Raw genomic sequence first — 25,979 nt, 5'->3', positions numbered from 1 at the left:
GAATTGACTGGAGGAATCCGCAACTGAGCTGGCGACCGCAGAGCGCGGGCTGATCTAGGAAAATCTGCGGTTGCCGGCATTTTGAGGAGTCCCAACGCGTCCAACTTGTGATTCACTGCGTCGCATGGATGCTGATCGCGACGCTGTTCCGGATGACATTGCCGCCCTGAAAGAGGCGCTGGCAGTCGAGCGCGCGAAGGGTTTGGAGGTCGCCGCTGAACTCGCGGTCGCCCGCGCGAAAGCGTCGCAAGACGAAGCGCTGATTGCCCAGCAGAAGCTGCAGATCGCCAAGCTAAAACATCAGATCTATGGGCAACGGTCAGAGCGTTCCGCGCGGCTGATCGAGCAGTTGGCGCTGACGTTCGAAGAGCTGGAAGCCGACGCCACCGAGGACGAGCTTGCGGCGGAACGGGCCGTGGCGAAGACGACGACGGTGCGTGGATTTACGCGCCAGCGTGCCGAGCGCCAGACCTTCCCTGAGCATCTGCCACGGGAACGGGTGGTGATCGATGGGCCTACGGCTTGTGAATGCTGCGGCAGCAATCGCCTTCGCAAGCTCGGCGAGGATGTGACCCGCACGCTGGAAGTGGTGCCGCGCCAGTGGAAGGTGATCGAGACGGTTCGGGAGAAGTTCTCCTGCCGCGACTGCGAGAAGATCAGCCAGGCGCCGGCCCCATTCCATGCCATCGCCAGGGGATGGGCTGGCCCGAGCCTCCTGGCCATGATCATGTTCGAGAAGTTCGGCCAACATCAGCCGTTGAACCGCCAGGCCGAGCGCTACGCTCTGGAAGGCGTGCCGATCGCACTGTCGACCATGGCGGATGCCGTTGGGGCGGTCTGTGCCTCGCTAGATCCGTTGCTGCGCCGCCTCGAGGCCCATGTCATGGCGGCCGAGCGCCTTCATGCGGACGATACGACCGTGCCGGTGCTGGCTAAGGGTAAGACCGACACGGGGCGGTGCTGGATCTACGTGCGGGACGACAAGCCATTTGGTGGAGCCGGCCCGCCAGCGGCGATGTTCTACTACTCGCGCGACCGCAAGGGCGAGCATCCCCAGGGGCATCTGGCCCGATATGCCGGCATCCTGCAGGCCGACGCCTATGACGGGTACAACCAACTCTATCTGGCGGGACGCCAGCCCGGACCGATACGGGAGGCTGCCTGCTGGTCGCATGGAAGGCGTCCGTTCTTCGCCATGGCCGACATCGAAGAGAATGCGCGGCGCAAGGCTGCCGGCAAAAAGGAGATCCCACTCTCGCCCATCGCGGTCGAGGTCGTGCGCCGGATCGATGCGCTGTTCGAGATCGAACGCTCCATCAATGGCAGGAGTGCGGAGGAGCGTGTTCAGGTGCGGCAGACGCTGAGCCGTCCCTTGGTCGATGATCTTCAGGTCTACATGCGGGAACAGCTCGCCAAGCTCTCCCGTGGGCACGACCTGGCCAAGGCGTTCAACTATATCCTGAAGCGATGGACGAGCTTCACGCTGTTCCTGGAAGATGGACGCGTGTGTCTCTCCAACAATGCCGCCGAACGGGGCTTGCGAGGCATCGCTCTTGGACGGAAGTCCTGGCTGTTCTGCGGATCTGATCGCGGAGGGCGGCGCGCCGCAGCCATGTACAGCCTCATCGTCACGGCGAAAATGAACGGCATCGACCCGCAGACCTGGCTCGCCGATATCCTCGCCCGCATTGCCGCCCATCCGGCTCATCGGCTGGACGAACTTCTGCCCTGGAATTGGACGCCGGCGTCAGCACTCTCCGCTCGAGCGGCATGACCACGCACGTCAACAAGGTCCATCACGTCACCACCATCACCCAGGTCGCGAAAGACCTCGGCGAAGACGAAGATTGGCTGTGGGACATCGCCAACGAAATGGAGATCGAGGACGGCGTCATCTGGGTCTATGGCGTCGGAGAACACGGCATCCAGGCGTTCACCGACTTTGGAATCGAAAACCTCATCGAGCTGATTAGGTTCTATAAAGAGAACCCTGGACTGCTCAGGCGGTAACCCTGCGGCCTACGCCGAATGGATACCCGGATAGTGGGCCTGTGAGGGTTGGTCGAAAATTACGAAGCCGGGAACAGGTCTTCCTCTTCGCCTAAACCACCAGTGAAGCGAGAGGTAAGTCAGAACATGGTATCCTACCCAATTTTCACCGCTCCCCATTCGAGTAAGCGGAATCGGACCATCTTCGGTATCGGCCACGACAGTGAGCTTCTTTAGATCGAGCCGCAACGCACTGCCACTATGTTCAAGCTCCAACTCGGTCGCGTAGATCGACATTTGTTTGCTGATCAGATTGAGGTACGTGTCGATGCGCTGTGACACGTCATCAGAATTTATTGCGGCTTCAAGGACTGCGACTCTATCTCTCGCAGATTGGATCTGGGGCCCCAAGTCTGGGTCAGTGTCAGTCGGCCGCACACCTTCCATAAACGAACCGATCCTCCCGACCACGCGGGCTCTCTCCAGTAGCAAATCCTGTTGCTCAGCTGCGCGTTCATCGTCAGCAATCGCCTGCCCCAGATTAGCTTGAACTTCGACAAGTTCATCCTCGAGCGTTTGCCGCTTCTGCTCGAGGTCTTCGATATATTTTTGGAGATGCGGCTGCTCGATCTCTACGGCGCTTAGTTGAGAATCAATTTGTTCCAACGCGACTCGAATCTGGCGAGACTGAGTTGTGGGAACAACGAGCGCGCTTTCGCAGACTGGGCAATAATCCCCCGGAACATCTGCTGCCTTAAACAAGCCGACCGAACTAAGCCTCGAACGCTGCTCTTGTCCCTCGCGCGAAAATCCTCCCTGCTCCGACATGAGCATCCGGGCTACTCGAATGTCGTCGGACGCCTGACCTAGTAGTTGGCGCAACGTCGACTGCTCCCCACGCAAGCGTTCAATCGTTTCCCCGAAGTCCGGTATTGACGCCCCCTTCAATAACTCCATCCGTCCAGCGGATTCGAGAGTGCTAAGGGTACCGTTTGTGTCAACGGATGTGGGCTCGAAATCTTGCCGAATCAAACCTACACGCTTGCCATCGTTGACTAGGCGTCGCACGCGATTGAAATCGAAGCTTCGCCTGTTATCGAATTGCGACTGACGTTGCTCAAGGGCACGCAGCGCTTCGCGAGCTAGATCCAATTCATTTTGCCTCAGAAAATGGTCCTCGTTAACAGCCCCAAGGAAATAGGGAATAGTATCCTTGATGGACTGAGGAATAAATTGCTCGCCTTGCCGGTGAAACAATCGATCACGATTATCAATTTCATCTTGCTTCTGAAAACAGAGGAAGAGCGCGTGCCTGATTGTTGCTCGGAGTGGCAACCTCGTCCCAGTCTTGGGTCGATGCTCGTTTTCTGCAATGCCAATAAAGCGGGTCAATAGAGTTATCAGCTCATCTTCGACGATATTTTTTCGCAATTCTTCATGAGAAGGCGGCTGGCCGAAGTCGCCGCGACGAACATAGATTTCTGCGCTGGTATCCGTACCAGGGCCAGGGTTCTTACGAGCTATAAACAATCTATTGTCGCGATCAACGACCTCTAACGCAAACCAACTTACGCTTCGGCGAATGACCCCTTCGGCCACATTGCAATGACTTCGACCGAGACAATAATCGATGATGTCTATGATGGCCGATTTTCCAGTCTTCGAATCTCCCGTTATGACATTGAGGCAACCACTCTTGAAAGGGAGGACCCTCTGCTCGCCGGAGTGCGAATAAAGGACAATCGATCCGATATTCATACTCATGGTCTGATACCCCATGCAGCCAGCACAGTTGAGGTCGTTCCTGCCTTTGCAAACCAACGCCCCAGGAATCTTGTGGCGGCGATAGACTCTCTCGCATCACTGGTAATCTCCAGCTGAAATGTCTTCGTAAACGCTACGCGCGCGAATCCAACGGCAAGCCCCCCGGAGCCTGTAACGATGAGGGCTGACCTGTCCAATCCAAAACGAATCGCCTCCTGAAGCACCGGCCGAAAATTCGCCGCGCGCGCCTGATATCCAACGAGCAAAGCCGAGTGCCGTTCAAGCCAAGTGTACATTGAGGTGATCGTTGTGCTGGGAAGAAGCGCTCGTGTTTTTGGATGCAGGGAAATTGGAAGAGCACAAAACGGTAAGACAAACGGACAATCTCCGTCTTTTGCATCACAAAACTCTCGAATAAATTCGGTCGCCAGCGCTCCGCAGTAGGCCGGGTTGAAGAGGTAAGCCTCCTCCGGCACTCGCTGGTCCCATCTTTTCAAGACTGACATCAGACGCACTCCGACGAAGAAAACAGACGCTGAAAGTCGGGATGCCAACCAACTCGAATGTTGTCAGCGAGCAGATGAAATGATCCTGTGGTCAGCCATGCTTCGTGTCTATTACGAAAAGGCGCCTGATAGCGGTTCGCCCAATGAAATATCTGGCGTCCGTAGCTCTTCTTGATATCCTCGCTCGATAGATTCGTTTCTTCGGCAAGGGCCATGCATTCGCGTTGCCACCGATCAACTAGAGAATCGTCATAACGTTGAGCTTCGCCATCAAATAGGGCGTTCTCTCTTACCCATTCCGACCGCTGCGTTGTTGCCTTATAGTAGTCGCGCTTGGCCATATCGATTGGCGATTGCCCCAATCCAATACAACGCATCTGCCGCACAAAAGTGCGGTTATCCGAGGTAAGCTCGACGCCCGTCAGCGCTGCCCCAAGTTCGGGGTTGAGGAGCAAATCGCCTCGTCGAAATGCAGAGGCAAGTTCGTCCACTTTGGCCCGAAGGGCCAGCAACGACAGCGGCGGCTCGCTATCATCGGTCAGAGAGCGGATGACCGCCGCGCCCCACCATCCCTCTAGATTGTCGACTAGAGCATCGATGTGCTGGGCGGGCACAGCGAACGCCAACATGTCTTCGATTTCTGCCCGAACGTTCGTTATGTTTGGAGCTTTGTCGAACACGAGAAAGGAAGCGATTAGACTCCTCCGAGCTGCGGGCGATAAGTCCATGAAGGCTTCGCGGGCAGCCTTTGTCTCTTGGCTCTTCGAACTCTTCGCTGCCTCTTCGAGGAGCGCGAGTGCTCTTTCCTCATCTTGCCTAGTTCGCCCAAGTCGTAAAGCTGCCGCGGCGGTTCCTTCCCCTGCACATCCTGTAGTGAAGAGGACGAAACGTGTTTCGAAGGGAAGCTGAGGATTGTCTAGAGTCTGCTCGCTCCAAACGCGAAGCGTCTTCCAGATGTCCGGACTCTTGTCCGTCAAAGCTCCAGGGGTTATGTGATGCTTTAGTTGAAGCTGGACAGCCGGCACTCCGGCACTTTCAATTGCGACGTCATCAAACTTTTCGATAGAAATCGTGAGACTGGGAAAGCTCTTAGATAACTGAATAGAAAGAAGCAGAGCTTGCCGGCATTGATAGAGGTAACCCAAAAAGGGCGCGACCGCGCCGAATTTGCTCTCCGCAACGACCATGTGCCTCCCCTGTTAGATTCTCCTTTGTCACGCGTAGTATTGTTTTCTGCAACCAAAACTATAGTCGATAGCGACAAACTGTCGAGCCGGCTATACGCGGCTGGCACGACCTGCTCCAGAGGCGGTGGCATGAAACACTAAGAAGCGCGGACGGGACCATTTTTTGCTGCCGCGCGTCATCCACTTTGCTCATAGCCAATATACTCGCCCGGGTAGCATCACCTAAGGAGACAGCCGGCGAAGCCCAAAACCGAACCGAAGAACCTCGTCATCTGCTGTGACGGCACCGGCAACGAGACCTCGGAAACTCCAGCCTCCTGAAGCTCGATCGCCTACGCAGGACGAACTTTGCATTGGTTGCGCCGCGATGACAGAGTCGAGGCAATACCCCCCTACCCCCGAAAATCAATGCTCCGCAGCACGATGCCCGGCGGCGAGCCCTCGAACTCCGTGGCCTGGTACTTCCGTCCCGCGCAGGCTTCGATCTGCTCGCGCAGGCGGATGAACTGGGCTTCGCGCTCATCGGGCTTGGTGCGCATCCCGCGCTCGAGGTCGTCGAGCGCTGAGGTCGAGATCGCGCAGGCGATCTCGTGGGGGCCGTCCTGCATCGAGAACTGGACGATGCCGCGGTCCTGTTCGTGGCCGATATAGCGGCCGGGGGTGAGCTTCATGGGGGACTCCTTCGTTGTGCGTCGTCCCGGCGAAGTCCGGGACCCATAATCCCGGTCGACGCCGTTGAAGCGCGCTGTGGCCACAGACGCTGGCGACCACTTGCTGCGGTGGTTATGGGTCCCGGCCTTCGCCGGGACGACAGCTATGTCGGGACACCGGGCGTGCCCCTCAACTATCCCCGTCCAATCTCTTGAAATCGTCGAACAGCGCCGTCACCAGCGCGTGGTGGCGCGCGTCCTCGCTGGGCAGGCTCGCGGTATAGAGGTTGAGCAGGTGGCGTGTCTTCACCGCGGCCTCGGGCCACGAGGCGGAGGGCGCCGTCATCATGCGGTTTTCGAGATCGGTCTCGCGCTCGCGCAGCTCCCTGACATGGGTCTCGACGACGGCGATCGCCCGGCGCAAATCGGTCGCCTTCTGCGCGGCCATGCCGCGGTGCCTGTCGAGGTCGACCGGGATGTCCTTCATGGCGTGACGCTCGCGTCAGCGGCTTGCGCGTCTTTGGCTTGCGCGTCGGCAAGATCGACCGAGCCGATCGACAGCATCTCCGTCACGCCGCGCGCGCCTTCGGCCGGCACCGTGATCATGGTGGCGATGCGGCGCCAGGACGCGAACGACAGGCCCTCGATCATCTCCTCGTCGGTGATGACCTCATAGGCGCCCGCCGGCAGCATGCGATCGATGCCGCGGATGCGGAACGGATGGTTGAATGTGATGGTTTCGCGTCGCGAGCGGATGGACATGGTGGCCTGCCTTTCGAGAGAGGGGAGCCCCAACCGACGCTGCTGCGGCCGAGCATGGGCGCATCGCGCGGCAATAGCCAGCACTAAAGCGCGATGAGATCAGGATGAATCGTCATCGCGCTTCAGGTTGTTGTTTGAGCATGATCTCTTCGGAAAACCGCTTCGCACTTTTCCGGATCATGCTTTATCGCCGCGGTTCCGCGCTCAGCGGGTGCGGCGTTTCAGCTGTCTTCGCCCAGCCTTGCGAAATCGTCGAACAGAGCGGCCACCAGCGCGCGGTGGCGGGTGTCCTCGACCGGCAGGCTTGCGGCGTAGAGATTGAGAAGGTAGCGCGCCTTCACGGCGGCCTCGGCCCACGACGCGGCAGGCACGGTCATCAGGCGGTTTTCGAGATCGGCCTCGCGCTCGCGCAGCTGGCGGACATTGCTCTCGACTTCGGCCAGCGCGCGGCGCAGGTCGGTCGCCTTCTGCGCGGCCATGCCGCGATGCTTGTCGAGATCGACGGGAACATCAGTCATGGGCGACACTCGCATCGATGCGACGCGCGTCCGCAAGGTCGACGGCGCGGATCGACAGCATTTGCTCGGAGCCGAGCACGCCTTCCACCACGTCTTCCTTGGGCACGATGATCGACGTGCCGACGCGGCGCCAGGCCGAGACGGTCTCAGCCCGGATCGTCTCCTCGTCGGCGAGCACCTGATAGCTGCCTGCAGGCAGCAGCCGATCGATACCGTGGATGTGGAACGGATGCCGGAACGTGACGGTTTCCCGCCGCGTACGGGTGGTCATGCACGCCTGCCTTCCTGCGACAGCGGCCCCAGCCGACGCCAGCTCGTTACGACCATGCGCTCAATGCGGGGCAATAGCCAGCGCTATCGTCGTTGTGCTCAGTGTCACCTCTCCCCAGCGGGGAGAGGTCGGATTACTCACGCGCGCAATTGCGCGCCTGAGTAATCCGGGTGAGGGGGCCGCGGCATACGGTGAGACCGTGCCCCCTCACCCGGATCGCGCCGGACGATGCTTCGCATCGCCGGGGGCGATCCGACCTCTCCCTCCGGGAGAGGTGAAGCACCTTCCGCTGCGCACGCAGCGTTTTAGTCCTCGCTATTGGTCTGATGCAGGCGTAGGCTCGGCCGCATCACCGCATCTCCTAGACGGCATCGACCGGTGACTGAGGGTCACGCGCGCTCCCGCCGAGAAACCAGTCGCTGAAGCACGACGCGTTCGTGCTCGCGCAGGAGCATGCGATGCCGCGTTTTCGTGCCTCGGAATGGATCGTTCCACGGGTCGATGTGGCATTGCTCCTGCTGCTTCTCGTCGGCGCTGCGGCCCTGTTCCATGGCTAAGCCCGTGCGCGTACCCTATTTGATCTGGGCGACCGGCGAATATGGCAGCGCCAATCACGGCCGCAGCAACGCCACCGTGGCGCTGCGGCTGGCGCGCAAGCTGCTGCGCGACGGCTTCATGGACGTGCGCGTCTGCACGCCGCGCGGCCGCGTGCTGCAATCGGACGAACTGGACGAACTGAAACCCGCAAAGGAGATTGATGCCATGGCCAAGGGACAGCAACGCGGCAACCGCGAAACCAAGAAGCCGAAGAAGGAGAAAGCCAAGGTGATCGCCGCGGCGCCGAGCCGCAAGGACGTCGCATGGCAGCCGGATTTCGGGCCGGGGAAGAAGAAGTAGGGCAGGCAGGACGACGCCCGCGGTAGGGGAGCGACCTCACAACGCAAGGGGGGAGGGAGCGCAGTTGTGCGCGCAGTCACAGCGCGGGCTCAATCTCCTCCCGCTCGTCTCCTCGTCGTCGCGCATTTGCGCTATACTCGCCCCGGTAGCATCACCTGGAGGGGCCGACCTGTGGAGCACGATCACAAGCTTGAGCCGAAAAACCTCGTCATCTGCTGCGACGGCACCGGCAACGAGATCTCCGAAAACATCTCCAACGTGCTGAAGCTCTATCGCTGCCTGCGCAAGACCGACAAGACGCAGCCGCGGCAGATGGTGTTCTACGATCCCGGCGTCGGCACGGTGACGGAGCCGTCGACCTGGAACAGGTGGAAGGCCAACATCAATCTAGTGCTGGGGCTCGCCACCGGCTACGGGCTCGATGACAACGTGCTGTCGGCCTATTGCTTCCTGATCGAGCATTACGCGCCCGGCGACCGCATCTATCTGTTCGGCTTTTCGCGCGGCGCCTACACGGTGCGCGTGCTGGCGGGGCTGATCCACAAAGTGGGGCTGATCTCGCCCGAGCAGGCGAACCTCGCAGGCTCGGGCCTCGTCGCCTACAAGCAATATTCCGGCACCGGGCGCGGCAACGACGTCGAGGATCTCAAGGATATCGTCGTCGACGACCAGGGGCCGCTGCCGAAGGACGAGTTCGACCTCGCCGCGCAGTTCGCGCGCATCACCTCGACGCGCTGGCCGACCATCCACTTCATCGGCGTGTGGGACACGGTGGCGAGCGTGATCGTGCCGCGGCGCGACGTGTTCTTCCTCGTGTTCACCTTGGAGGAGCTCGCGTTCACACGGCGCAATCCCAGCGTCAACATCTTCCGCCAGGCGATCGCGATCGACGAGCGGCGGCGCATGTTCCGCCTGAAGCCGTATGAGGAGCCGCAGGAGTACTGGAGCAACCGCTACGTGCCTGACGAGAAGAAGGTGGCGCAGGACATTTTGCAGGTGTGGTTCTCCGGCGTGCATTGCGACGTCGGCGGCGGCTATCCGGAGACGGAAAGCGGCGAGTCGAAATATCCGCTGGTGTGGATGATCGACGAGGCGGAGAAGGCCGGGCTGAACTTCAACAGGCGAACCGTGAACCAGCTCGCCTGGGGCATCCAGCGCAAGAACTCGCCGTTCCAGTATGTCCCGCCCGCGGTCACCGGCAAGGCGGGGGGCTTGCATAATTCGATGAGCGCGGCCTGGCGCGTGCTGGAGTATTTTCCGAAGAGCGCGAAGTACCGGGAGTGGCCTGAGCGGAAGGTGGTGTTGGGGTTCTACATCCCTGATGCCGAGCCGCGCCTCATTCCTGAAGGCGCGCATGTGCATGAGAGCGTGCTGAAGCGGATGGACGTGGAGCCTGGCTATCGGCCGGTGAATTTGCCGAAGGCGTATGTGACGGTGCCGATGCCGGTGCCGCCGGGGGCGGATCTGGCGGCGGGGGCGGAGGCGGTTGTGACGGGGTGATGGAGGGCGTGAGGAGGCAGGCTCGCGCTACATCCTCCGCCGTCGTCCCGGCGAAGGCCGGGACCCATAACCACAGGGAGTGGTTTGGCGAAGATTCGTCGTTAGTACTTCGACCTTACGTCACCGAGAAATCACGCGGTATGGGTCCCGGCCCCCGTGCGCAATTGCGCACTAGGCCGGGACGACAACTGAATGTGTGGCCGCAGTGGAGTACCTCACTGACTCTCTTGTCTCCTCCCCCACCCCGCTACCTCCGCATTCTCCCATCACCGCTACTTTTCATTAAAATTCTCGCCCTCGCTTTAGCGTGATCGCATCACATCGTCGGCATCATTGTTCCCGAGACCTCCGCAAGAACAGCGGAGCAGGAGGACACGTGCCACAATTTCCGAGAAAGTTTGCCCGTGTGAAGCCCGCCGGCCTGGTGTCCCGCCAGGCCAAGATCATCACAGACCCGCGCGCGCCGGTGATCCCGTGCACGCTGATCGACTATTCGCCCGGCGGGGCGTGCGTCGATCTCGGCGGACAGGTGAAGATCCCCGACAGATTCGAGCTGCTGCACGTGAACACCAAGAAGCGCTGCCGCATCGCCTGGAAGCGCGGCACGCGGGTGGGCGTGGTGTTTTAGGGCGCTGTTGCGCTGACATCGTTCAATCTACTCGCCGGGCACGCTGCTCTGTTCCCTCCGCCCTTGTGGGGGAGGGTCAGGGAGGGGGGTAGCCCAGCAAATGGCGTGGCACGATCTATCGCAACAAGACCCCCTTCACGCCTTCCGCATCCTGGCCTTTGCGCCTGCGACGATCTGCATCGTCACGCCGCCGATCCAGCCCAGCAGCACCAGCCAGGTCAGCGCGTCGTGCGGCTCGAGGCGGAGCACGATGACGGCGACCGAGACCAGCGCCGTGAGCGTGGCGCAGAGCGTGCCGGCGGAGCTCAACAGCTCGGCGGCATCGATATGGCTGTGGGCGTCGTCGAACGGCAGCTGCGGCGTGTCGATGCCGAGATAGAAGCCGACGACGCCGAGCAGCATCATCAACAGCAGGAAGCCCTGCGTGGTGAGCACGGGTATAGCCGATCCGACATAGGCGCCGACGAACAGCCCGCACGCAGCGCCAGCCATCGCGAGGCCCAATCGCTCGAACAAATGGGCAGTCTTGCGAACACGAAAACGCATGGCGGACCTCCGTGAGGATGCGCGGAGGTTAGGCCAGTTTGAGCCGGTGCGAAAGCTAAGGGGAGTTACGGATGCGTGAGGTGGCGTGAGTGAGGAACGCGAGAACCGCGCCATGCATTCAGCCGTCGTCCCGGCGAAGGCCGGGACCCATAACCACAGGGAGCAGTTATGGTGCGAAGTGGTAACTCCGAGTCTTCGCAAAACTATTGCTGCGGCGTATGGGTCCCGGCCTTCGCCGGGACGACACCATTGGTGGGGCACCCGCCGTCGAACTCAACACGCAGAGTCCCTCACCGCGCCCCGAACGTGGTCTTGCCGAACAGCGCCTTCTGCGTCGAGGGCTGCGAGCGCCAATATTGCGGCGGGGCCTCGACTTCGCCGCCGACTTCGGCAGCGGCGTGCCAGCCCCAGCGGGGGTCGTAAAGCATGCCGCGGGCGAGCGCGACCATGTCGGCCTTGCCTGAAGCCACGATCTCCTCGGCGTGCTTCGCTTCGGTGATCAGGCCGACCGCAATGGTCGGCAAGCCGGTCTCGCGCTTGATGGCCTCGGCGAATTGCACCTGATAGCCGGGACCGAGCGTGATCTTCTGCAAGGCAGAGACGCCGCCGGAGGAGGCATCGATCCAATCGACGCCGCGCGCCTTCAACGCTTTGGCGAATTCGATGGTCTGCGCCAGATCCCAGCCGCCCTCGACCCAATCGGTCGACGACACGCGCATGCCCACCGGCTTGTCGTGCGGGAACACGGCGCGCACGGCGTCGTAGATTTCGAGCGGGAAGCGCATGCGGTTCTCGAGCGAACCGCCATATTCGTCGGTGCGCTTGTTCGAGATCGGCGACAGGAACTGATGCATGAGATAGCCGTGCGCGCCATGCAGCTCGATCGCATCGATGCCGATGCGCTCCGCGCGCTTCGCGCTGTCGACGAAGGCCTCGCGGATGCGCTTCAGGCCGCTCGCATCGAGCGCGACGGGCGCGGCCTCGCCCTCCTTGTGCGGGATCGCCGACGGCGCCACGGTCTGCCAGCCGCCCTCGCTTGATGGAATGAGCTGGCCGCCGTCCCAGGGCCGCGCGCTGGACGCCTTGCGGCCGGCATGGGCGAGCTGCATCGCGACAGCCGTGTGCGAATGTTTCCGCACCGAGGCGATGATCTGCTTCAGCGCAGCCTCGGAGGCATCGCTGTAGAGGCCGAGACAGCCCGGCGTGATGCGGCCGATCGCCTCGACATGGGTCGCCTCGATGCAGAACATCGCAGCGCCCGACAGCGCCAGATTGTTGATGTGGGTGAAATGCCAGTCGGTGGGAACGCCGTCTTCGGCCGAATACTGGCACATCGGCGACACCACCAGGCGGTTCTTCAAGGTCAGGCCGCGCAGCTTGATCGGGGAAAACAGGGCGCTCATGCGGGGGCATCCGGATACGAGAGGGAAGGAAGCGATTGCATGAAGTTTAGTGGCCCCTTCGCGAATTGCGAGATGCGCGGGCGGCATGGCGGGTGGCGGGGCCATGCATTGCGGGGCGGTGCCAAGAACCCCGCTGTCATCCCGGGGCACGCGAAGCGTGAGCCCGGGATCCATAACCACAGGATTGGGTTTGGCGAAGGCTGGTCACTCCGAGTCTTCGCAAAACTCCTGCTGCGGCGTATGGGTCGCGGGCTCGCTGCGCGCCCCGGGACGACGGCGGAGTTTGTGGCGCGGCCTACGCCCGCCCCATCACGCTACGGCAAATCCTCGAACTTTCCCGGAATCGGCTTGCCCATGCGGATCCTGCCGTTGGGCAGGATCTCGCCGTCCGCCTGCGCGGAAAACTGGATCGTGTTGCCGCCGCCGTCGCGCTTGCTGGCCTTGCCGAGCGGGCCGAGCTTGTCGGCGAGCGCGGTGTCGTCGGCCGTGAAGACGCGGTAGTCGGTGAGATGGAAGCGACGCGGGGCCGCCCAGGTGAAATCAGGCACTGAGGTGCGCATGTCGGCATCGTTGACGCGATCGACTGTGCGGCCGGTGACGTCGCGGAACAGATCAGGGCCGTCGAGCAGCTTCGCGCGTGCGCCGTCGACCGAATAGATGTTCAGCGTGACGATGTGGCGCTCGCTGCGGAACGACACCGCGACGTCGCGCGAATCCGCCGACCACGCCGCATGGAAGGCATCCGGCGCGCTGTCGAGGATGTTGTCGTCGTTGATGTCGTCGAGCGTCATCAGCTTGCGATGCGCCGGCTCCGCCATCAGGTAGATGCGAAAACCGTCGCTGCCGGTTTCGCCGCCGCCATGGGCGGCAACGGACAACTTTCCGTTCGGCGCCTTGCCGCCGAGGATGATGGCGTATTCATTCTTGCCGTATTGATGCTCTGATGTCGCCAAAGCCGGCGCTGCGGCTAGGGCGAGAAGCATGGCGATGACGGCGCGGCGGTGGGGCATGATTGTATGTCGGCGAAGGGGCCGCCGACGTTCAACCTACTCCACCAGCGTGAATTGCAGCAGCAGCGTGCGCTGGAGCATGGAGAAATTGTCGTCCGACACCATGGTCAGCACGGTCTCGCCATCGGCCGTGACGTGAGCGTCGATGCCTTCCATGTTGTCGACCTCATGGCCGAGATCGGCGCGAAACAGCTCGCCGCCGTCGACCAGCGCGCCCGGCGCGATCGATTTCAGGGGGATCGCGCGGATGCGGATGTCGATGCCGGTGAACCAGGAAAATTTGCGCTCGAGGATCAGGACCTCGCCGGAGGCCAGCAGCACGGCGTCGCTGATGTCGAACTTGTCGGTGCGGCGCACGGCGAACTGGCCGGGCGACGGGCCGCCGATCAGGAAGGCGACCAGGTTGCCGTCGGCATCCAGCCCGCGCTCGGAGAACGCAATCAGCGTGCCGGCAAGTGGTTGGCCTTTCGGCACGAACACCAAAGCCTCGAGCCCCTTGTTGACCGGCAGCTTGCGGATCGCAGCCGGCGAGGCGATCACCTCGCCGCGGGCGCGCGTGCCGCCCTTGGCGAAGTCGAAGCGCATGATCTGGTTGACGCGCTCCAGCCCGACATAGACGAGCGAGCCGTCGCGGGCGAGCGACTCGGTGTCGTACCAGAGCCGCTTCTCCGTAATCGGCCGCCCCTCGGCGTTGAGCATCGGCGCGGCCTCGACGTCGTCGAGCCCGGCCATCTTGCTGCCGTCATAACGGACGGCGCCGGTGAACCAGGTGCCTTGATCCGAGAGCGCGAGGAAGCGCTCGCCCTTGTCATCGAGGAAGCGAAAGCCTGAGAGGCCGCCGAAGCCACGATGCGGCGAGGTCAAGACGAGCCCACTGCGATATTGCAACGAGCCGAAGCGCACGCGCGCGCGATCGCGCGGTTCAAAACTGGGAATCGGCCGCGCGTTGACTTCGATGCTGACGGGCGCGTCGACGGCGTGCTCGGGCTGCGCCGGCTTGGGCACTGCCTGCGCCTGCACGAGCCGGGACGATGCGAGAGTGGAAAATCCCGCCGCCGCGTGGCCTATAAAGCTGCGGCGGGATCGATGTGTGCTCACGAATGCAATTTGCGTCGCGGGCGACCGGCCGGCTGGGTGGGCGCGGTGTTGGTCTCGCTGAAGAGCTCGGCGAGCTTTTCGGTGATGGCGCCGCCGAGTTCTTCGGCGTCCACGATCGTCACCGCGCGGCGGTAGTAGCGCGTCACGTCATGGCCGATGCCGATCGCGATCAGCTCGACCGGAGAGCGGGTCTCGATCTCCTCGATGATGTGGCGCAGATGCCGCTCGAGATAATTGCCGGGATTGACCGACAGCGTGGAATCGTCGACCGGCGCGCCGTCCGAGATCATCATCAGGATCTTGCGCTGCTCGGGCCGGCCGAGCAGGCGCTTGTGCGCCCAGTCCAGCGCCTCGCCGTCGATGTTCTCCTTCAGCAGCCCCTCGCGCATCATCAGGCCGAGATTCTTGCGCGCACGGCGCCAGGGGGCATCGGCGGATTTGTAGATGATGTGGCGGAGATCGTTGAGACGGCCGGGATTGGCCGGCTTGCCGGCGGCTAGCCACGCTTCACGCGATTGCCCGCCCTTCCAGGCGCGCGTGGTGAAGCCCAGAATCTCGACCTTGACGCCGCAACGCTCCAGCGTGCGCGCGAGGATGTCGGCGCAGGTGGCGGCGACCGTGATCGGGCGTCCGCGCATCGAGCCGGAATTGTCGAGCAGCAGCGTCACGACGGTATCCCGGAACGTCGCCTCCTTCTCGTGCATGAAGGACAGCGGATGATAGGGATCGGTCACCACGCGCGACAGGCGCGCGGGATCGAGGATGCCCTCTTCGAGGTCGAACTCCCAGGCGCGGTTCTGTTGCGCCATCAAACGCCTCTGGAGGCGGTTGGCGAGGCGGGCGACGATGCCCTGCAGATGCGCGAGCTGCTTGTCGAGATAGGCGCGCAGGCGCTCCAGCTCGTCATGGTCGCAGAGGTCCTCGGCGGCGATGACCTCGTCGAATTTCGGCGCGAAGGCGTGATATTCCGGCCCGCGCGGCTCGTTCTTGCCGTGCTGGTTCGGACGCGTCGCCTCGCCGGGCGTCTCGTCGTCGCCAAGCTCGCCGTCGTCGAAGGTGTCAGAGGTCGAGGCCTGCGCGCTTTCCATCGCGCTCTCGCTCATCTCCTCGGATGAGGCCTGCGCCTGGTCGGCGCTCATCTCCTGCGCGGCGTCGGAATCGGGCGAGCCCTCGGCGCCGGACTGATCGTTGTCGCCGTCCTGGTTCTCGTCGTCGTCTTCATTGTCCTCACTGTCGGCGCTGCGCTCGTCGCCGAGCTCGAGCGCGGTCAGCAAATCATGCACGGCATCGCCGAACTTGGTCTGGTCCTCGACCACGCCATCGAGCCGGTCGAGCCGCTTGCCGATCTTGTCTTCGAGAATCGGACGCCAGAGATCGACCATCTTCTTTGCAGCCGTGGGCGGCGCCAGGCCCGTCAGGCGCTCGCGCACCAGCATCGCCAAGGCATCGGCGAGCGGTGCATCGGCACGGTCGGTGATCTCGTCGAACTTGCCGCGATGGAAATGGTCATCGAGCATCGCGGTGAGATTCTTGGCAACGCCCGCCATGCGGCGCGCACCGATGGCCTCGACCCTGGCTTGCTCCACCGCCTCGAACACGCCGCGTGCCTGCGGATTGCCAGGCATCAGCTTGCGATGCAGCTTGGCGTCGTGACAGGCGATCTTGAGCGCGATGGAATCGGCGTGGCCGCGCACGATCGCAGCATCGCGCTTGGTCATCTTGCGCGCCGGCTCCGGCAGCCGCGCCTTGCCCGGCGCAAGGCCCGGACGCTCGGCCGCGAAGGAGACGTCGAGCTCGGGCGACTTCGCGATCGCCTTCAGGCAGGACGCGACCGAACGCTTGAACGGCTCGGTCGGCGCTTCCTTGGTGTTGCGGAATTTGGAGTTGGAGGGCGTGCTCATCTCGATCTCACCGTCGTCCCGGCGAAGGCCGGGACCCATAGCCACCGACGGTTGGTGCGTCAGGGAAAACTATCAGCGTCGCTTCATCGAGAGACCTCGCGGTATGGGTCCCGGCCTTCGGGACGACATGCCGCGAGAGATATCAGCTGAGCGCCACGTTGACGGCCGATTCCGGCAGTTCCGCGTTGAAGCAGCGCTGGTAGAACTCGGCGACCAGGGGACGCTCGAGCTCGTCGCACTTGTTCAGGAAGGTGACGCGGAAGGCGAAACCGATATCGCCGAAGATATCGGCGTTCTCGGCCCATGTGATCACTGTGCGCGGGCTCATCACCGTCGACAGATCGCCATTGGCGAAGGCGTTGCGGGTGAGATCCGCGAGGCGAACCATCTTGTTGACGATGTCGCGGCCCTCCTGGGTGCGATAGTGCTTGGCCTTCGCCAGCACGATCTCCACTTCCTCGTCGTGGCTAAGGTAATTCAGCGTGGTGACGATCGACCAGCGGTCCATCTGGCCCTGGTTGATCTGCTGGGTGCCGTGATAGAGGCCCGAAGTGTCGCCGAGGCCGACCGTGTTGGCGGTCGCAAACAGGCGGAACGACGGGTGCGGCTTGATCACCTTGTTTTGGTCGAGCAGCGTCAGGCGGCCGGAGACTTCGAGCACGCGCTGGATCACGAACATCACGTCCGGGCGGCCGGCGTCGTATTCGTCGAACACCAGCGCGACGTTGTGCTGCAGCGCCCAGGGCAGGATGCCGTCGCGGAACTCGGTGACCTGCTTGCCGTCACGGACCACGATGGAGTCCTTACCGACGAGATCGATACGGCTGATGTGGCTGTCGAGGTTGACGCGCACGCAGGGCCAGTTCAGGCGGGCGGCGACCTGCTCGATATGGGTGGATTTGCCGGTGCCGTGATAGCCGGTGACCATCACGCGGCGGTTGCGAGCGAAGCCGGCGAGAATGGCAAGCGTGGTGGCGCGGTCGAAACGGTAGTCGGAATCGACTTCAGGAACGTGAGGATCGACTTCGGAATAGGCCGGCACTTCGAGATCACTGTCGATCCCGAACACCTGGCGCACCGACACCTTCATGTCGGGCAAACCGGAAACTTCCTCAACTTTGGACATCGCGGCGGTCGTCATCAATCCTCCGAGGTCCCGGGCGATCCCGAGACCAGTTATTTGCACGTTGGCTGCGGCTGGGTGCGGCTGCGAACCTATCAGAGACAACGTGCCGGCAGAAGCCCGCCCCACAATCAAAGTTCCGTTGTCTTTTCATTTAGATAGGCAAGGAACGCGATTTTTGGAAGGCTGCAATGCAAATCTCGCCCAAATTTCGCGCCGGGCAGGCGCCCTGCCCAAGCGAATGGCACTTTCGTCGCCTCTGCTTACTTGTGTAAGGGTCTGAACCCGAATGCTCCAGCCCGCTACAGAGACCTCGTGACTTCTTTCCTTGATCCGCTGATATCTTTCGTCTCAGTCCACGCGTGGCTGGCCTATCTGACCCTGTTCCTGGCGGCGCTTCTCGAAGCTGTCCCAGTGGTGGGATCGGTCATCCCGGGCTCGACCATCATCCTGGCTCTGAGCGCCCTCATCCCGGGCGGCGAGTTGAAACTGCAATGGGTGCTGCTCGCGGCGGCCGTCGGCGCCGTGATCGGCGACGGTTCGGCCTACTGGATCGGGCACCGGCAGCAGCGCGGAATCCTCAACACCTGGCCGCTGACCAGATATCCGCGTGTGGTCGAGGAGAGCGAGACCTTCTTCCATCGCTTCGGCACCTGGGCGGTGTTCTTCGCCCGCTTCGTGCCGCCGATCCGCGCCTTCGTACCCATCACAGCCGGTGCGCTCGGGATGACGCCGGCGAAATTCTACGCGGTCAATATCCCGGCGATCCTGGTCTGGGCGCCCGCCCATGTGCTGCCGGGTGTACTGGCGGTGTCGGCCCTGCATGAATATGCCGGGCTGCCGCACCATGAGCATATCGGCAAGCACATCTGGATGTTCAGCGTGATCGGTGTTGCGATCGTGGTGGGATTGGCGATCTGGACCATCCGGAGAAGGCACGGTGGCGGCGTGGCAGCAGCGAAGGCGCGGGGGTAAGGCGCCCACATCCGTCGTCGTGGCGAAGACCAGGCTTCATTGCTCCCGGGAATGGTGTGGCGAAATTGGCAATCCCGAGCCTTCGCCAAACCACCCTGGGACTATGGGTCCTGAATCGGCGCTCGCTTTGCTCGCTGGTTCGGGACGACGGCCCCTGGATTTGTCGTCCGCCGCCCCGGCGCCGGTCCCACATACCTTGCCCGCGGCCTGATCAACTTGCCGAACTGCAATTGCTCGCTGGAATGGGCGATCCAGCCGACGCTGCGGGCCATCGCGAACAATGCTAGCTCGCTGCCTGCAGGCAAGCGCAGCGCGTGGACGAGCACAGCCAGCACATAGTCGATGTTGACGAACTCGCCGGTCGCCTCCGCGATCCGCTCCGGCACCTCTTTGGTGAATTTGCGCGGCGCGCCGGCGCGGGCCAGCGCGTTCAGCAGCGATTGCGCGCGGGGATCGCCGCGCTTGTAGATGCCATGGCCGAAGCCCGGAAAGCGCTCGCCGAGCGCCACGCGCTCGCGCACCATCGGCTCGACATCGCGGTCGACCAGCGTCTTGACGAGCTGCGAGGCCAGCACGCCGGCGCCGCCGTGCTTCGGGCCTTTCAGCGCAGCGAGACCGGCGATCACGGCATCGTAGAGATTGAGTCCGGTCGAGGCTGCGCAACGCGCGGTGAAGGTCGACGCGTTCAATTCGTGGTCGGCGAGCAGTACCAGCGCGCGGCGGATCAAATCAGGCGCGTGCTTGTTGTCGGGCGCCCAGGCGCGCGCGATCTGCTGATGCAGCGGATCGGATGACGGCTCGGAATTCAGCATCGTGGCAACAAGGAGCCGAACGATGCGCGCGCCGACCAGCGCGCGGCCATCGGGTGCGCGGGTGAAGGCACGGGAATCGGCGCCGGTCGCGAGCGCGAGCACGGCAATGGCGCGGTCGATCGGCGCGGCGCGGCGCGCGGCTTGCGCGATCGCGCGCATCTCGTCGGAGATCTTTGGCTGATTGTCAGGAGCGAAGGGATCGACGTCGGAGACATCCCATAGCAGCGTTGCGGTGTGCTCCAGCGTGTCGTTCTCGGCGAGATCGATGCAGTTCACACCGCGATAGATCGCGCCCTCCTCCGTGATGGTCGAGATCTCCGTGTCCATGACAGGCAGGTCCGCGTCGAAGCTGCGCAGGCCGCGCGGCTCCGGCGATGGCACCCGGCGCTCCTTCAGGGCGCGCACGTCCTCGGCGCGATAGCGGTTCTTGCGCGAGTCCGGCGTCGGCTCGGAGCGGATCAGGCCGCGGCTGACATAGGCGTAGAGGGTGGCCGGTGAGATCGCGAGCTCGGCGGCGGCTTCCCGGGCAGAGAGGTAGAGCTCTTCGGAAATATTCATATTGATTTATGTAATCAAGATTGATCAATCTGTCGAGAGGGCCGATTTTCTCCTGGTGCAGTGCAAAAAGGGAGATTTGGTCCATGAACATCCACCTCACCAAAAGCCAGATCGGTCTGGACGGCGTCCCCGCGGCCGAAACCGTGCTGAGCCACGTCGACGGCGAGCGCGGTGAGTTGATCATCGCCGGCGAGCATGTCGGCCGCCTCGCCGCCGTCTCGAGCTTCGAGGGCGTCACCGCCCGGCTCTGGAACGGCGCGAGCAAGACCACCCTCACCGAAGCCAATGTCCGGGCGAGCCTCGGCGCGGCGCGCGAGCGGGCATTCGCGCGGCTGGACGAATTGCTGCCGGCAACGCGCGGCATGGGCATCATCGACGGTTTTCGTGCGGCGGTCGCCGGCTTGCGCGCCGAGCACGGGCTCGAGCACGAGGCGACCATCGTCGGCGCCTTCCCGGTGATCGCGGGCGCGCTGGTCCGGCGCGCCAAGGGATTGGAGCCGATCGCGCCTGATCCGACCGTCAGCCACGCCGCCGACACGCTGCGCATGCTGCATGGACGCTCGCCCGCGGCTCGCGAGGTGACTGCGCTGGATGCTTATCTCGTCACCGCCAGCGACCACGGCATGAACGCCTCGACCTTCACCGCGCGCGTCGTGGCCTCAACGCAAGCCAATCTGTTCGCGGCCGTCACCGCCGGCTACTGCGCGCTGACCGGTCCGCTGCACGGCGGCGCACCGGAGCCGGTGCTGGAAATGCTGGATGCGATCGGCACGCGCGAGCGCATCCAGCCCTGGGTCGATGCCGCGCTGGCGCGCGGCGAGCGGATGATGGGTTTCGGTCACCGCGTCTATCGCGTGCGAGATCCGCGCGCGGATGTGCTGAAGACCGCGGTCGAGGCGCTCGCCTCCAACGGCACCGATCTGCCGTTTGCCGGCGAGGTCGAAGCCTATATCCGCGCAGCGCTGCGCAAGAAGAACCCGGAGCGGCCTCTGGAGACCAATGTGGAGTTCTTCACCGCGATCCTGCTCGATGCGCTGGCAATCCCGCGGCAGGCCTTCACGCCGATCTTCGCGGTGGCGCGCGCGGCAGGGTGGACCGCCCATGCACGCGAGCAGCAGCGGACGGGACGATTGATCCGGCCGAGCTCGTCTTATGTGGGGGCAATGCCGGAGGCGTTTGTGGCGTGATGACGGATGGCTGAGACGCGATGGCGCTCAGCATTCCGAAATCGTAGATTCCATGGGGCGAAAGCCGGGACGACGCCAGAGAATGCCGGGAGGCTCAGGCCTCCCGCACCACCGTCTTGAGATAATTATACGCCTTGATGATCTCGATCAGGCGATCCTCGGTGGAGCGGTCGCCGCCATTGGCGTCGGGGTGGTGCTGCTTGACCAGGGCCTTGTACTTGGCCTTGACGTCGGCGAGCTTGGAATTCGGGCCGAGGCCCATGACCTGGAGCGCCTTGCGCTCGGCATTCATGACCTTGCGCGTTTCGGCCTTCGGCTCGGCCTCCGGCCCCTTGCGCCAGTTGGCGCGGCCGTTGATCTCGCTGAACATGCTGAACGGATCGGACGCCATATCGATCTCGGCTTCCGCGCCCTTCTTGCCGCCATTGGCGCCCATCTTCCAGGTCGGGCGATGGCCGGTCAGCGCATCCTTCTGATAGCGCGCGACGGCGTCGGCATTCATGCCGGAGAAGAAATTGTAGTTCTGATTGTACTCGCGGACGTGGTCCAGGCAGAAGTGCCAGTACTCGCGCTGGTTATCACGGCCCTTCGGCGCGCGGTGCGCGCCCTTGTTCTGACACCCGGCCCACTCGCAACCGACCGCGGTGTCGCGCGGCTTCACTTCGGCCTGCTTGCCCCGCGGCTTCACACGGATGGAGTCGAAGAACTTTGATGAATCGATCGGCATGGCTGACTTTGACTACGCAATGCAAAAACCTTCAAGTCTTGACATTGCAATTAGCTGCGAACCCGGCAAATAACGGAGTGCGTCTCTGCACCTGAATGGCACACACACATGGCTATGAGCGACATTATCAGCAACAAGTTGCAGGAAGCTTTCACGCCGGAAAGCCTGCAAGTCGTCGACGAGTCACATTTGCATGAGGGCCATGCCGGCCATCGGCCGAGCGGCGAGACGCACTTTTGCGTTTATATTGTGTCTGGAGCCTTCAAAGGGAAGAGCCGGGTCGACCGTCATCGCATGATAAATGCGGCGCTGGCTGCGGAACTTTCCGGCGGCGTGCATGCGCTGGCGATCCACGCGCAGGCGCCGGGGGAAGGCTAACCGCTGTCATGCCCCGCGAAAGCGGGGCATCCAGTACTCCGAGACGGCGCGGCTAGAATCGAGCTGCCGCGGCGTACTGGATCGCCCGCTTTCGCGGGCGATGACACCGACCATGCATCAGAACGACGTCCCCGCCCGTCTCGGCTTTGCCTCTTCCATCTCGGCCTCGCGCGGGACCGGTGAAATACGGAGCGCGGTGATGCGGTTGCGTTCGCGGCGGAGCACGCGGAAGCGGAAGCCGTGGAACGTAAAACTCTGGCCACGGTCGGGGATCGAGCGCGCCTCGTGAATGACGAGGCCTGCGACCGTGGTTGCCTCGCCATCCGGCAGGCGCCAGTCCATGGCACGGTTGAGGTCACGGATCGGCACCGATCCGTCGACCACGACGGAGCCGTCCGGCTGGGCGCGCACGCCGGCGACGACGACGTCGTGCTCGTCTGAGATGTCGCCGACGATCTCTTCCAGAATGTCTTCCAGCGTCACGAGACCTTCGACTTCGCCATATTCGTCGACGACGAGCGCGAAATGGGTCTTGCGGCGGCGGAATGCCTTGAGCTGCTCGGACACGGGGCGCATCTCCGGCACGAACCAGGGCGGCAGCGCGATGGTGGAGACGTCGATGCGCGAAGTGTCGCCGTCGGAGGCTCGGATCGCGCGCAGGAGGTCCTTGGCGTGGAGCACGCCGATGATGTTTTCCGGCTTCTCGCGCCAGAGCGGGATGCGGGTGTATTCGGTCGCCAGCACCTCACGCACCAGCTCCTCCGGCGGCAGATCGGCGTTGATCATCATCATCTCGGTGCGATGGATCATGACGTCGGAGACCTGGAGCTCGCGCAGATCGAGCAGGCCGCCGAGCATGTCGCGGTCCTGCTTCTCGACCTTGCCCTCGTGATGCAACAGGTCGACCGCACCGCGCAGGCGTTCGGTCGGCGACAGGATCGCCTGATGCTCGCCGGCGAGGCCGAAGCCGCGCATCAACATGCGGACGATGATTTCGACGACCCGAAGCAACGGACCCAGCACATACATCGTCAGCCGCATCGGGCGCGCGACCGCGAGCGCCATGCGGTCCGGCGCATTGATGGCGATGGTCTTGGGCAGCACTTCGGCGAAGATCACGACCAGCGCCGTCATCACGCCGGTGGCATAGAGCACGCCGACATCGCCGAACCAGGCGGTGAAGATGGAGGTCGCAAGCGCCGAGGCGGTGATATTGGCGATGTTGTTGCCGAGCAGCAGCGCGCCGATCAGGCGCTCGCGCATGTCGAGCAGCCGCGAGACCACGTCGGCGTCGCGATTGCCCTGCTTGGAGAGCCGCAGCATGCTGGCGCGCGAGGCGCCGGTCAGCGCGGTCTCGCTCGCGGCAAAGAAGCCCGAGACCAGCAGGCAGATGACGACGATGGTGAAGCCGAGCCAATCCATGAGACTCTCAAAGCTCTTCTTTTGACGCGTTTTCTTGACGCGAACCGGTATCCACTTCGCTCGAAAACGCTTTGATCGTTCCGCCGCGCATCAAGCCTTTTGCGCGAGCTTGTCCTTCAGGAAGTCGCGCACCGGGGTCGGCTCGACGTCCTTGGCAATGACGGCGCGCCCGACGGCCTGCAGCAGGATGAAGGTGAGCCTGCCGCGCTTGACCTTCTTGTCCTGCGCCATCAGCGCCATCAGCGCGTCGGCATCGGCGAGCCCCTCCTGCGCAAAGCCGGCGATGTCCTGCAAGCGCGTCGGCAAGCCGGCTTCGATCAGGTGGCGTTCGACGCGGGCCGCATCAGCCTCGCCGATCATGCCGAGCCTGGCCGAGAACTGCGCCGCCAGCGTCATGCCGATCGCAACGCCCTCGCCGTGGAACAGGCGGTCGGAAAAACCCGTCGCGGCCTCCAGCGCGTGGCCGAAAGTGTGACCGAGATTGAGCAGCGCGCGCTCGCCGGTCTCGCGCTCGTCACGCGAAACGACGCCGGCCTTGGCGCGGCAGGAGGTCGCGATCGCATGCTCGCGCGCGGAGCCGCCCTTGAAGATGTCAGCGTGATTCTTCTCCAGCCAGGTGAAGAAGGCCTCGTCGCCGAGCACGCCGTATTTTGCGACCTCGGCATAGCCGGCGCGGAATTGCCGCGGCGACAGCGTGTCGAGCACGGCCGTGTCGGCGATGACAAGCACCGGCTGGTGGAAGGCGCCGAGCAAATTCTTGCCCTGCGGCGAGTTGATGCCGGTCTTGCCGCCGACGGAGGAATCGACCTGCGCCAGCAGCGAGGTCGGCACCTGCACGAAATCGACGCCGCGACGCAGGATCGCAGCCGCAAAGCCGGCGAGATCGCCGACGACGCCGCCGCCGAGCGCGATGACGAGATCGTTGCGCTCGATCTTGGCGGCGATCAGGGCTTCGCTGACTTTTTCCAGGCCGGCATAGGTCTTGGAGATCTCGCCTTCCTCGACGATGACGCGCGAGGTCGGAATGCTGGCGGCGGCGAGCGAGGCTTCCGTGGGCTCGAGCCAGTATTTTGCGACAGTGCGGTCGGTGACGATGGCCGTGCGCACACCGGGACGCAAAGCCGCGACCCGCTCACCGAGCGAAGACAGCACGCCGCGGCCGATGACGATGTCATAGGCGCGATCGCCGAGCGCGACGTCGACATTGACGGGATCGGAATGTTTCAAAGGCGCGGTCATCGAACGGCACTCGCGATATCGGCTGATGGTGGACCGCAGAGATACGCGTGCAGCGTCTCGATGCATTCCTCGACGATCTTGTCATGCGGCACGTCACGCGAGGCGATGGTGAGGTCGGCCTTGCCGTAAACAGGCTCGCGCTCGGTGAGCAGGCGCGTCACGGTGCCTTCGGGATCCGGAGTCTGCAGCAGCGGACGGTCCGCGCGGCGGCGCACCCGCCGCATGATGACGTCATGGTCCGCCCTGAGCCAGATCGAGATCGCCTTCGCCGCGATGCGGCTCCGCGTCTCCTCGCGCATGAAGGCGCCGCCGCCGGTCGCCAGCACCAGCGGCCCGCCCTCCAGCAGGCGCGCGATCACCCGCGCTTCGCCGTCGCGGAAATGCTGCTCGCCGTGGCGCTCGAAAATCTCCGGTATGGTCATGCCGGCCGCCGCCTCGATCTCGGTATCCGCATCGACAAAAGTGAGCTTGAGCCGCGCCGCCAGGCGGCGACCGATGGTCGATTTGCCGACGCCCATCATGCCGACCAGCACGATCGAACGCCCGCCCAGTGCCGACAGGATGTCGGCCTCAGGGCTCGCTTGTACTGGCAACTCGGCGTCGGACATTATTGGCTCGATTGGATCTCGCTCAAACTGCCGCCAAAGGCGGCATCCCGGCCACCTATACGACCCCCTCGGGGCCCTCGCCAGAGGACTCTTGCTATGACCCGGCGAACATGTTGGATGATTTCATTGGTTAATTTGCCCGTTCAAGACCCGTATCGAGACCTTGCCCGATGCCCAGCCTGTTCCGCTTCCTGACGGTCGTCGCCGTGATCGCCGGCATCGTCTATGGCGTGGTGTTCGCGCTGGCCAACTTCGTCAATCCGAAGCCGCGGGAAATGACGGTGACGATCCCGCCGGATAAGTTTCTCAAGAAATAGGAG

At 63.3% G+C, this 25,979-nt stretch carries 28 protein-coding genes; 9 read left to right on the top strand and 19 right to left on the bottom strand.

The features are described 5' to 3' along the window. Positions 1-124 precede the first annotated feature (124 nt). Positions 125-1,774, top strand: a complete 1,650-nt coding sequence (tnpC, locus tag XI06_RS40095; RefSeq protein ID WP_271607815.1) for an IS66 family transposase — start codon at positions 125-127, stop codon at positions 1,772-1,774. Then, on the top strand, positions 1,771-2,010 hold the full coding sequence (locus XI06_RS40090) for a hypothetical protein (RefSeq protein ID WP_097669996.1): 240 nt from the start codon (positions 1,771-1,773) through the stop codon (positions 2,008-2,010). Before tnpC ends, XI06_RS40090 begins: the two co-directional genes overlap by 4 nt. 9 nt (positions 2,011-2,019) lie before the next feature. On the opposite strand, the gene XI06_RS40085 is transcribed toward XI06_RS40090, so the two are convergent. From XI06_RS40085 to XI06_RS40050, 8 genes are all read right to left on the bottom strand, one after another. Next, positions 2,020-3,753 carry a DUF3732 domain-containing protein gene (locus XI06_RS40085; protein ID WP_271607814.1) on the bottom strand — a complete coding sequence of 578 codons (1,734 nt, stop codon included), beginning with the start codon at positions 3,751-3,753 and terminating at the stop codon, positions 2,020-2,022. Further along, complete coding sequence (locus XI06_RS40080) at positions 3,750-4,259, bottom strand: three component ABC system middle component (protein WP_271607813.1); 510 nt, start codon at positions 4,257-4,259, stop codon at positions 3,750-3,752. The genes XI06_RS40085 and XI06_RS40080 overlap by 4 nt, the downstream gene beginning before the upstream one ends. Then, complete coding sequence (locus XI06_RS40075) at positions 4,259-5,446, bottom strand: ABC-three component system protein (RefSeq protein WP_271607812.1); 1,188 nt, start codon at positions 5,444-5,446, stop codon at positions 4,259-4,261. Before XI06_RS40075 ends, XI06_RS40080 begins: the two co-directional genes overlap by 1 nt. Before the next feature lie 392 nt (positions 5,447-5,838). Continuing rightward, a complete protein-coding gene (locus XI06_RS40070; RefSeq protein ID WP_237860064.1) occupies positions 5,839-6,117 on the bottom strand; it encodes a DUF1488 family protein in 279 nt (92 codons plus the stop codon). A 169-nt stretch (positions 6,118-6,286) separates the two neighbouring features. After that, entirely contained in the window at positions 6,287-6,583 is a 297-nt protein-coding gene (locus XI06_RS40065) for a hypothetical protein (RefSeq protein WP_271607811.1), read from the bottom strand. Beyond that, positions 6,580-6,858 carry a hypothetical protein gene (locus XI06_RS40060; RefSeq protein ID WP_271607810.1) on the bottom strand — a complete coding sequence of 93 codons (279 nt, stop codon included), beginning with the start codon at positions 6,856-6,858 and terminating at the stop codon, positions 6,580-6,582. Before XI06_RS40060 ends, XI06_RS40065 begins: the two co-directional genes overlap by 4 nt. A gap of 221 nt (positions 6,859-7,079) precedes the next feature. Then, on the bottom strand, positions 7,080-7,376 hold the full coding sequence (locus XI06_RS40055) for a hypothetical protein (protein ID WP_237860069.1): 297 nt from the start codon (positions 7,374-7,376) through the stop codon (positions 7,080-7,082). Next, entirely contained in the window at positions 7,369-7,647 is a 279-nt protein-coding gene (locus XI06_RS40050) for a hypothetical protein (protein ID WP_271607809.1), read from the bottom strand. The genes XI06_RS40055 and XI06_RS40050 overlap by 8 nt, the downstream gene beginning before the upstream one ends. A 549-nt stretch (positions 7,648-8,196) precedes the next feature. On the opposite strand from XI06_RS40050, the gene XI06_RS40045 reads away from it, so the two are divergent. The 3 genes from XI06_RS40045 (at position 8,197) to XI06_RS40035 (ending at position 10,672) form a co-directional block, all read left to right on the top strand. Next, positions 8,197-8,544, top strand: a complete 348-nt coding sequence (locus XI06_RS40045) for a hypothetical protein (RefSeq protein ID WP_237860073.1) — start codon at positions 8,197-8,199, stop codon at positions 8,542-8,544. 171 nt (positions 8,545-8,715) lie between these two features. Beyond that, the gene (locus tag XI06_RS40040) at positions 8,716-10,044 is read left to right on the top strand and encodes a DUF2235 domain-containing protein (RefSeq protein ID WP_271607808.1); all 1,329 of its coding nucleotides are present in this window, start codon (positions 8,716-8,718) and stop codon (positions 10,042-10,044) included. 376 nt (positions 10,045-10,420) lie between these two features. Beyond that, the gene (locus XI06_RS40035) at positions 10,421-10,672 is read left to right on the top strand and encodes a PilZ domain-containing protein (RefSeq protein WP_188108249.1); all 252 of its coding nucleotides are present in this window, start codon (positions 10,421-10,423) and stop codon (positions 10,670-10,672) included. A gap of 135 nt (positions 10,673-10,807) precedes the next feature. Here the strand turns inward: XI06_RS40035 and XI06_RS40030 are convergent, their stop codons facing one another. The 6 genes from XI06_RS40030 to cobS form a co-directional block, all read right to left on the bottom strand. Beyond that, positions 10,808-11,218, bottom strand: a complete 411-nt coding sequence (locus XI06_RS40030; protein WP_237860080.1) for a hypothetical protein — start codon at positions 11,216-11,218, stop codon at positions 10,808-10,810. 290 nt (positions 11,219-11,508) lie between these two features. Beyond that, positions 11,509-12,621, bottom strand: coding sequence for an NADH:flavin oxidoreductase/NADH oxidase (locus tag XI06_RS40025; protein ID WP_271607807.1), 1,113 nt, complete (start codon positions 12,619-12,621; stop codon positions 11,509-11,511). Positions 12,622-12,935: 314 nt separating this feature from the next. Then, a complete protein-coding gene (locus tag XI06_RS40020; RefSeq protein WP_271607806.1) occupies positions 12,936-13,631 on the bottom strand; it encodes a hypothetical protein in 696 nt (231 codons plus the stop codon). Between the two features lie 36 nt (positions 13,632-13,667). After that, positions 13,668-14,729, bottom strand: a complete 1,062-nt coding sequence (locus XI06_RS40015) for an esterase-like activity of phytase family protein (RefSeq protein WP_271607805.1) — start codon at positions 14,727-14,729, stop codon at positions 13,668-13,670. Beyond that, positions 14,726-16,630 (bottom strand): cobaltochelatase subunit CobT, encoded by a 1,905-nt coding sequence (gene cobT, locus XI06_RS40010; RefSeq protein WP_237872213.1) that lies wholly within the window; start codon positions 16,628-16,630, stop codon positions 14,726-14,728. Before cobT ends, XI06_RS40015 begins: the two co-directional genes overlap by 4 nt. A gap of 142 nt (positions 16,631-16,772) precedes the next feature. Beyond that, positions 16,773-17,771 carry a cobaltochelatase subunit CobS gene (cobS, locus tag XI06_RS40005; protein ID WP_028175820.1) on the bottom strand — a complete coding sequence of 333 codons (999 nt, stop codon included), beginning with the start codon at positions 17,769-17,771 and terminating at the stop codon, positions 16,773-16,775. 297 nt (positions 17,772-18,068) lie between these two features. On the opposite strand from cobS, the gene XI06_RS40000 reads away from it, so the two are divergent. Further along, positions 18,069-18,728, top strand: a complete 660-nt coding sequence (locus XI06_RS40000; protein ID WP_237860092.1) for a DedA family protein — start codon at positions 18,069-18,071, stop codon at positions 18,726-18,728. A gap of 101 nt (positions 18,729-18,829) precedes the next feature. Here the strand turns inward: XI06_RS40000 and XI06_RS39995 are convergent, their stop codons facing one another. Next, entirely contained in the window at positions 18,830-20,098 is a 1,269-nt protein-coding gene (locus tag XI06_RS39995) for a citrate synthase family protein (RefSeq protein WP_237890904.1), read from the bottom strand. Positions 20,099-20,181: 83 nt separating this feature from the next. Between XI06_RS39995 and XI06_RS39990 the strand changes: the two genes are divergently transcribed. Continuing rightward, positions 20,182-21,285, top strand: coding sequence for a citrate synthase/methylcitrate synthase (locus XI06_RS39990; RefSeq protein WP_237860097.1), 1,104 nt, complete (start codon positions 20,182-20,184; stop codon positions 21,283-21,285). A 94-nt stretch (positions 21,286-21,379) separates the two neighbouring features. On the opposite strand, the gene XI06_RS39985 is transcribed toward XI06_RS39990, so the two are convergent. Beyond that, positions 21,380-22,012 (bottom strand): J domain-containing protein, encoded by a 633-nt coding sequence (locus XI06_RS39985; protein WP_237860100.1) that lies wholly within the window; start codon positions 22,010-22,012, stop codon positions 21,380-21,382. 108 nt (positions 22,013-22,120) lie between these two features. On the opposite strand from XI06_RS39985, the gene XI06_RS39980 reads away from it, so the two are divergent. Then, positions 22,121-22,390: a BolA family protein gene (locus XI06_RS39980; RefSeq protein ID WP_271607804.1), complete on the top strand. Its 270-nt coding sequence runs from the start codon at positions 22,121-22,123 to the stop codon at positions 22,388-22,390. Positions 22,391-22,507: 117 nt separating this feature from the next. Here XI06_RS39980 and XI06_RS39975 read toward each other — a convergent pair whose 3' ends face one another. From XI06_RS39975 to XI06_RS39965, 3 genes are all read right to left on the bottom strand, one after another. After that, complete coding sequence (locus XI06_RS39975; protein WP_271607803.1) at positions 22,508-23,812, bottom strand: HlyC/CorC family transporter; 1,305 nt, start codon at positions 23,810-23,812, stop codon at positions 22,508-22,510. A gap of 90 nt (positions 23,813-23,902) precedes the next feature. After that, complete coding sequence (aroB, locus tag XI06_RS39970) at positions 23,903-25,051, bottom strand: 3-dehydroquinate synthase (RefSeq protein WP_237890907.1); 1,149 nt, start codon at positions 25,049-25,051, stop codon at positions 23,903-23,905. After that, positions 25,048-25,659 (bottom strand): shikimate kinase, encoded by a 612-nt coding sequence (locus XI06_RS39965; protein WP_237890910.1) that lies wholly within the window; start codon positions 25,657-25,659, stop codon positions 25,048-25,050. Before XI06_RS39965 ends, aroB begins: the two co-directional genes overlap by 4 nt. Positions 25,660-25,829: 170 nt before the next feature. Between XI06_RS39965 and XI06_RS39960 the strand changes: the two genes are divergently transcribed. Continuing rightward, the gene (locus tag XI06_RS39960; protein WP_035669499.1) at positions 25,830-25,976 is read left to right on the top strand and encodes a hypothetical protein; all 147 of its coding nucleotides are present in this window, start codon (positions 25,830-25,832) and stop codon (positions 25,974-25,976) included. The last annotated feature ends 3 nt before the right edge of the window (positions 25,977-25,979 follow it).

Source organism: Bradyrhizobium sp. CCBAU 11434, assembly GCF_028128895.1.
Lineage (GTDB): Bacteria > Pseudomonadota > Alphaproteobacteria > Rhizobiales > Xanthobacteraceae > Bradyrhizobium > Bradyrhizobium zhengyangense.
Note: the sequence above shows the minus strand (reverse complement) of the source record. Positions and strands in the feature narration are given on the sequence as shown.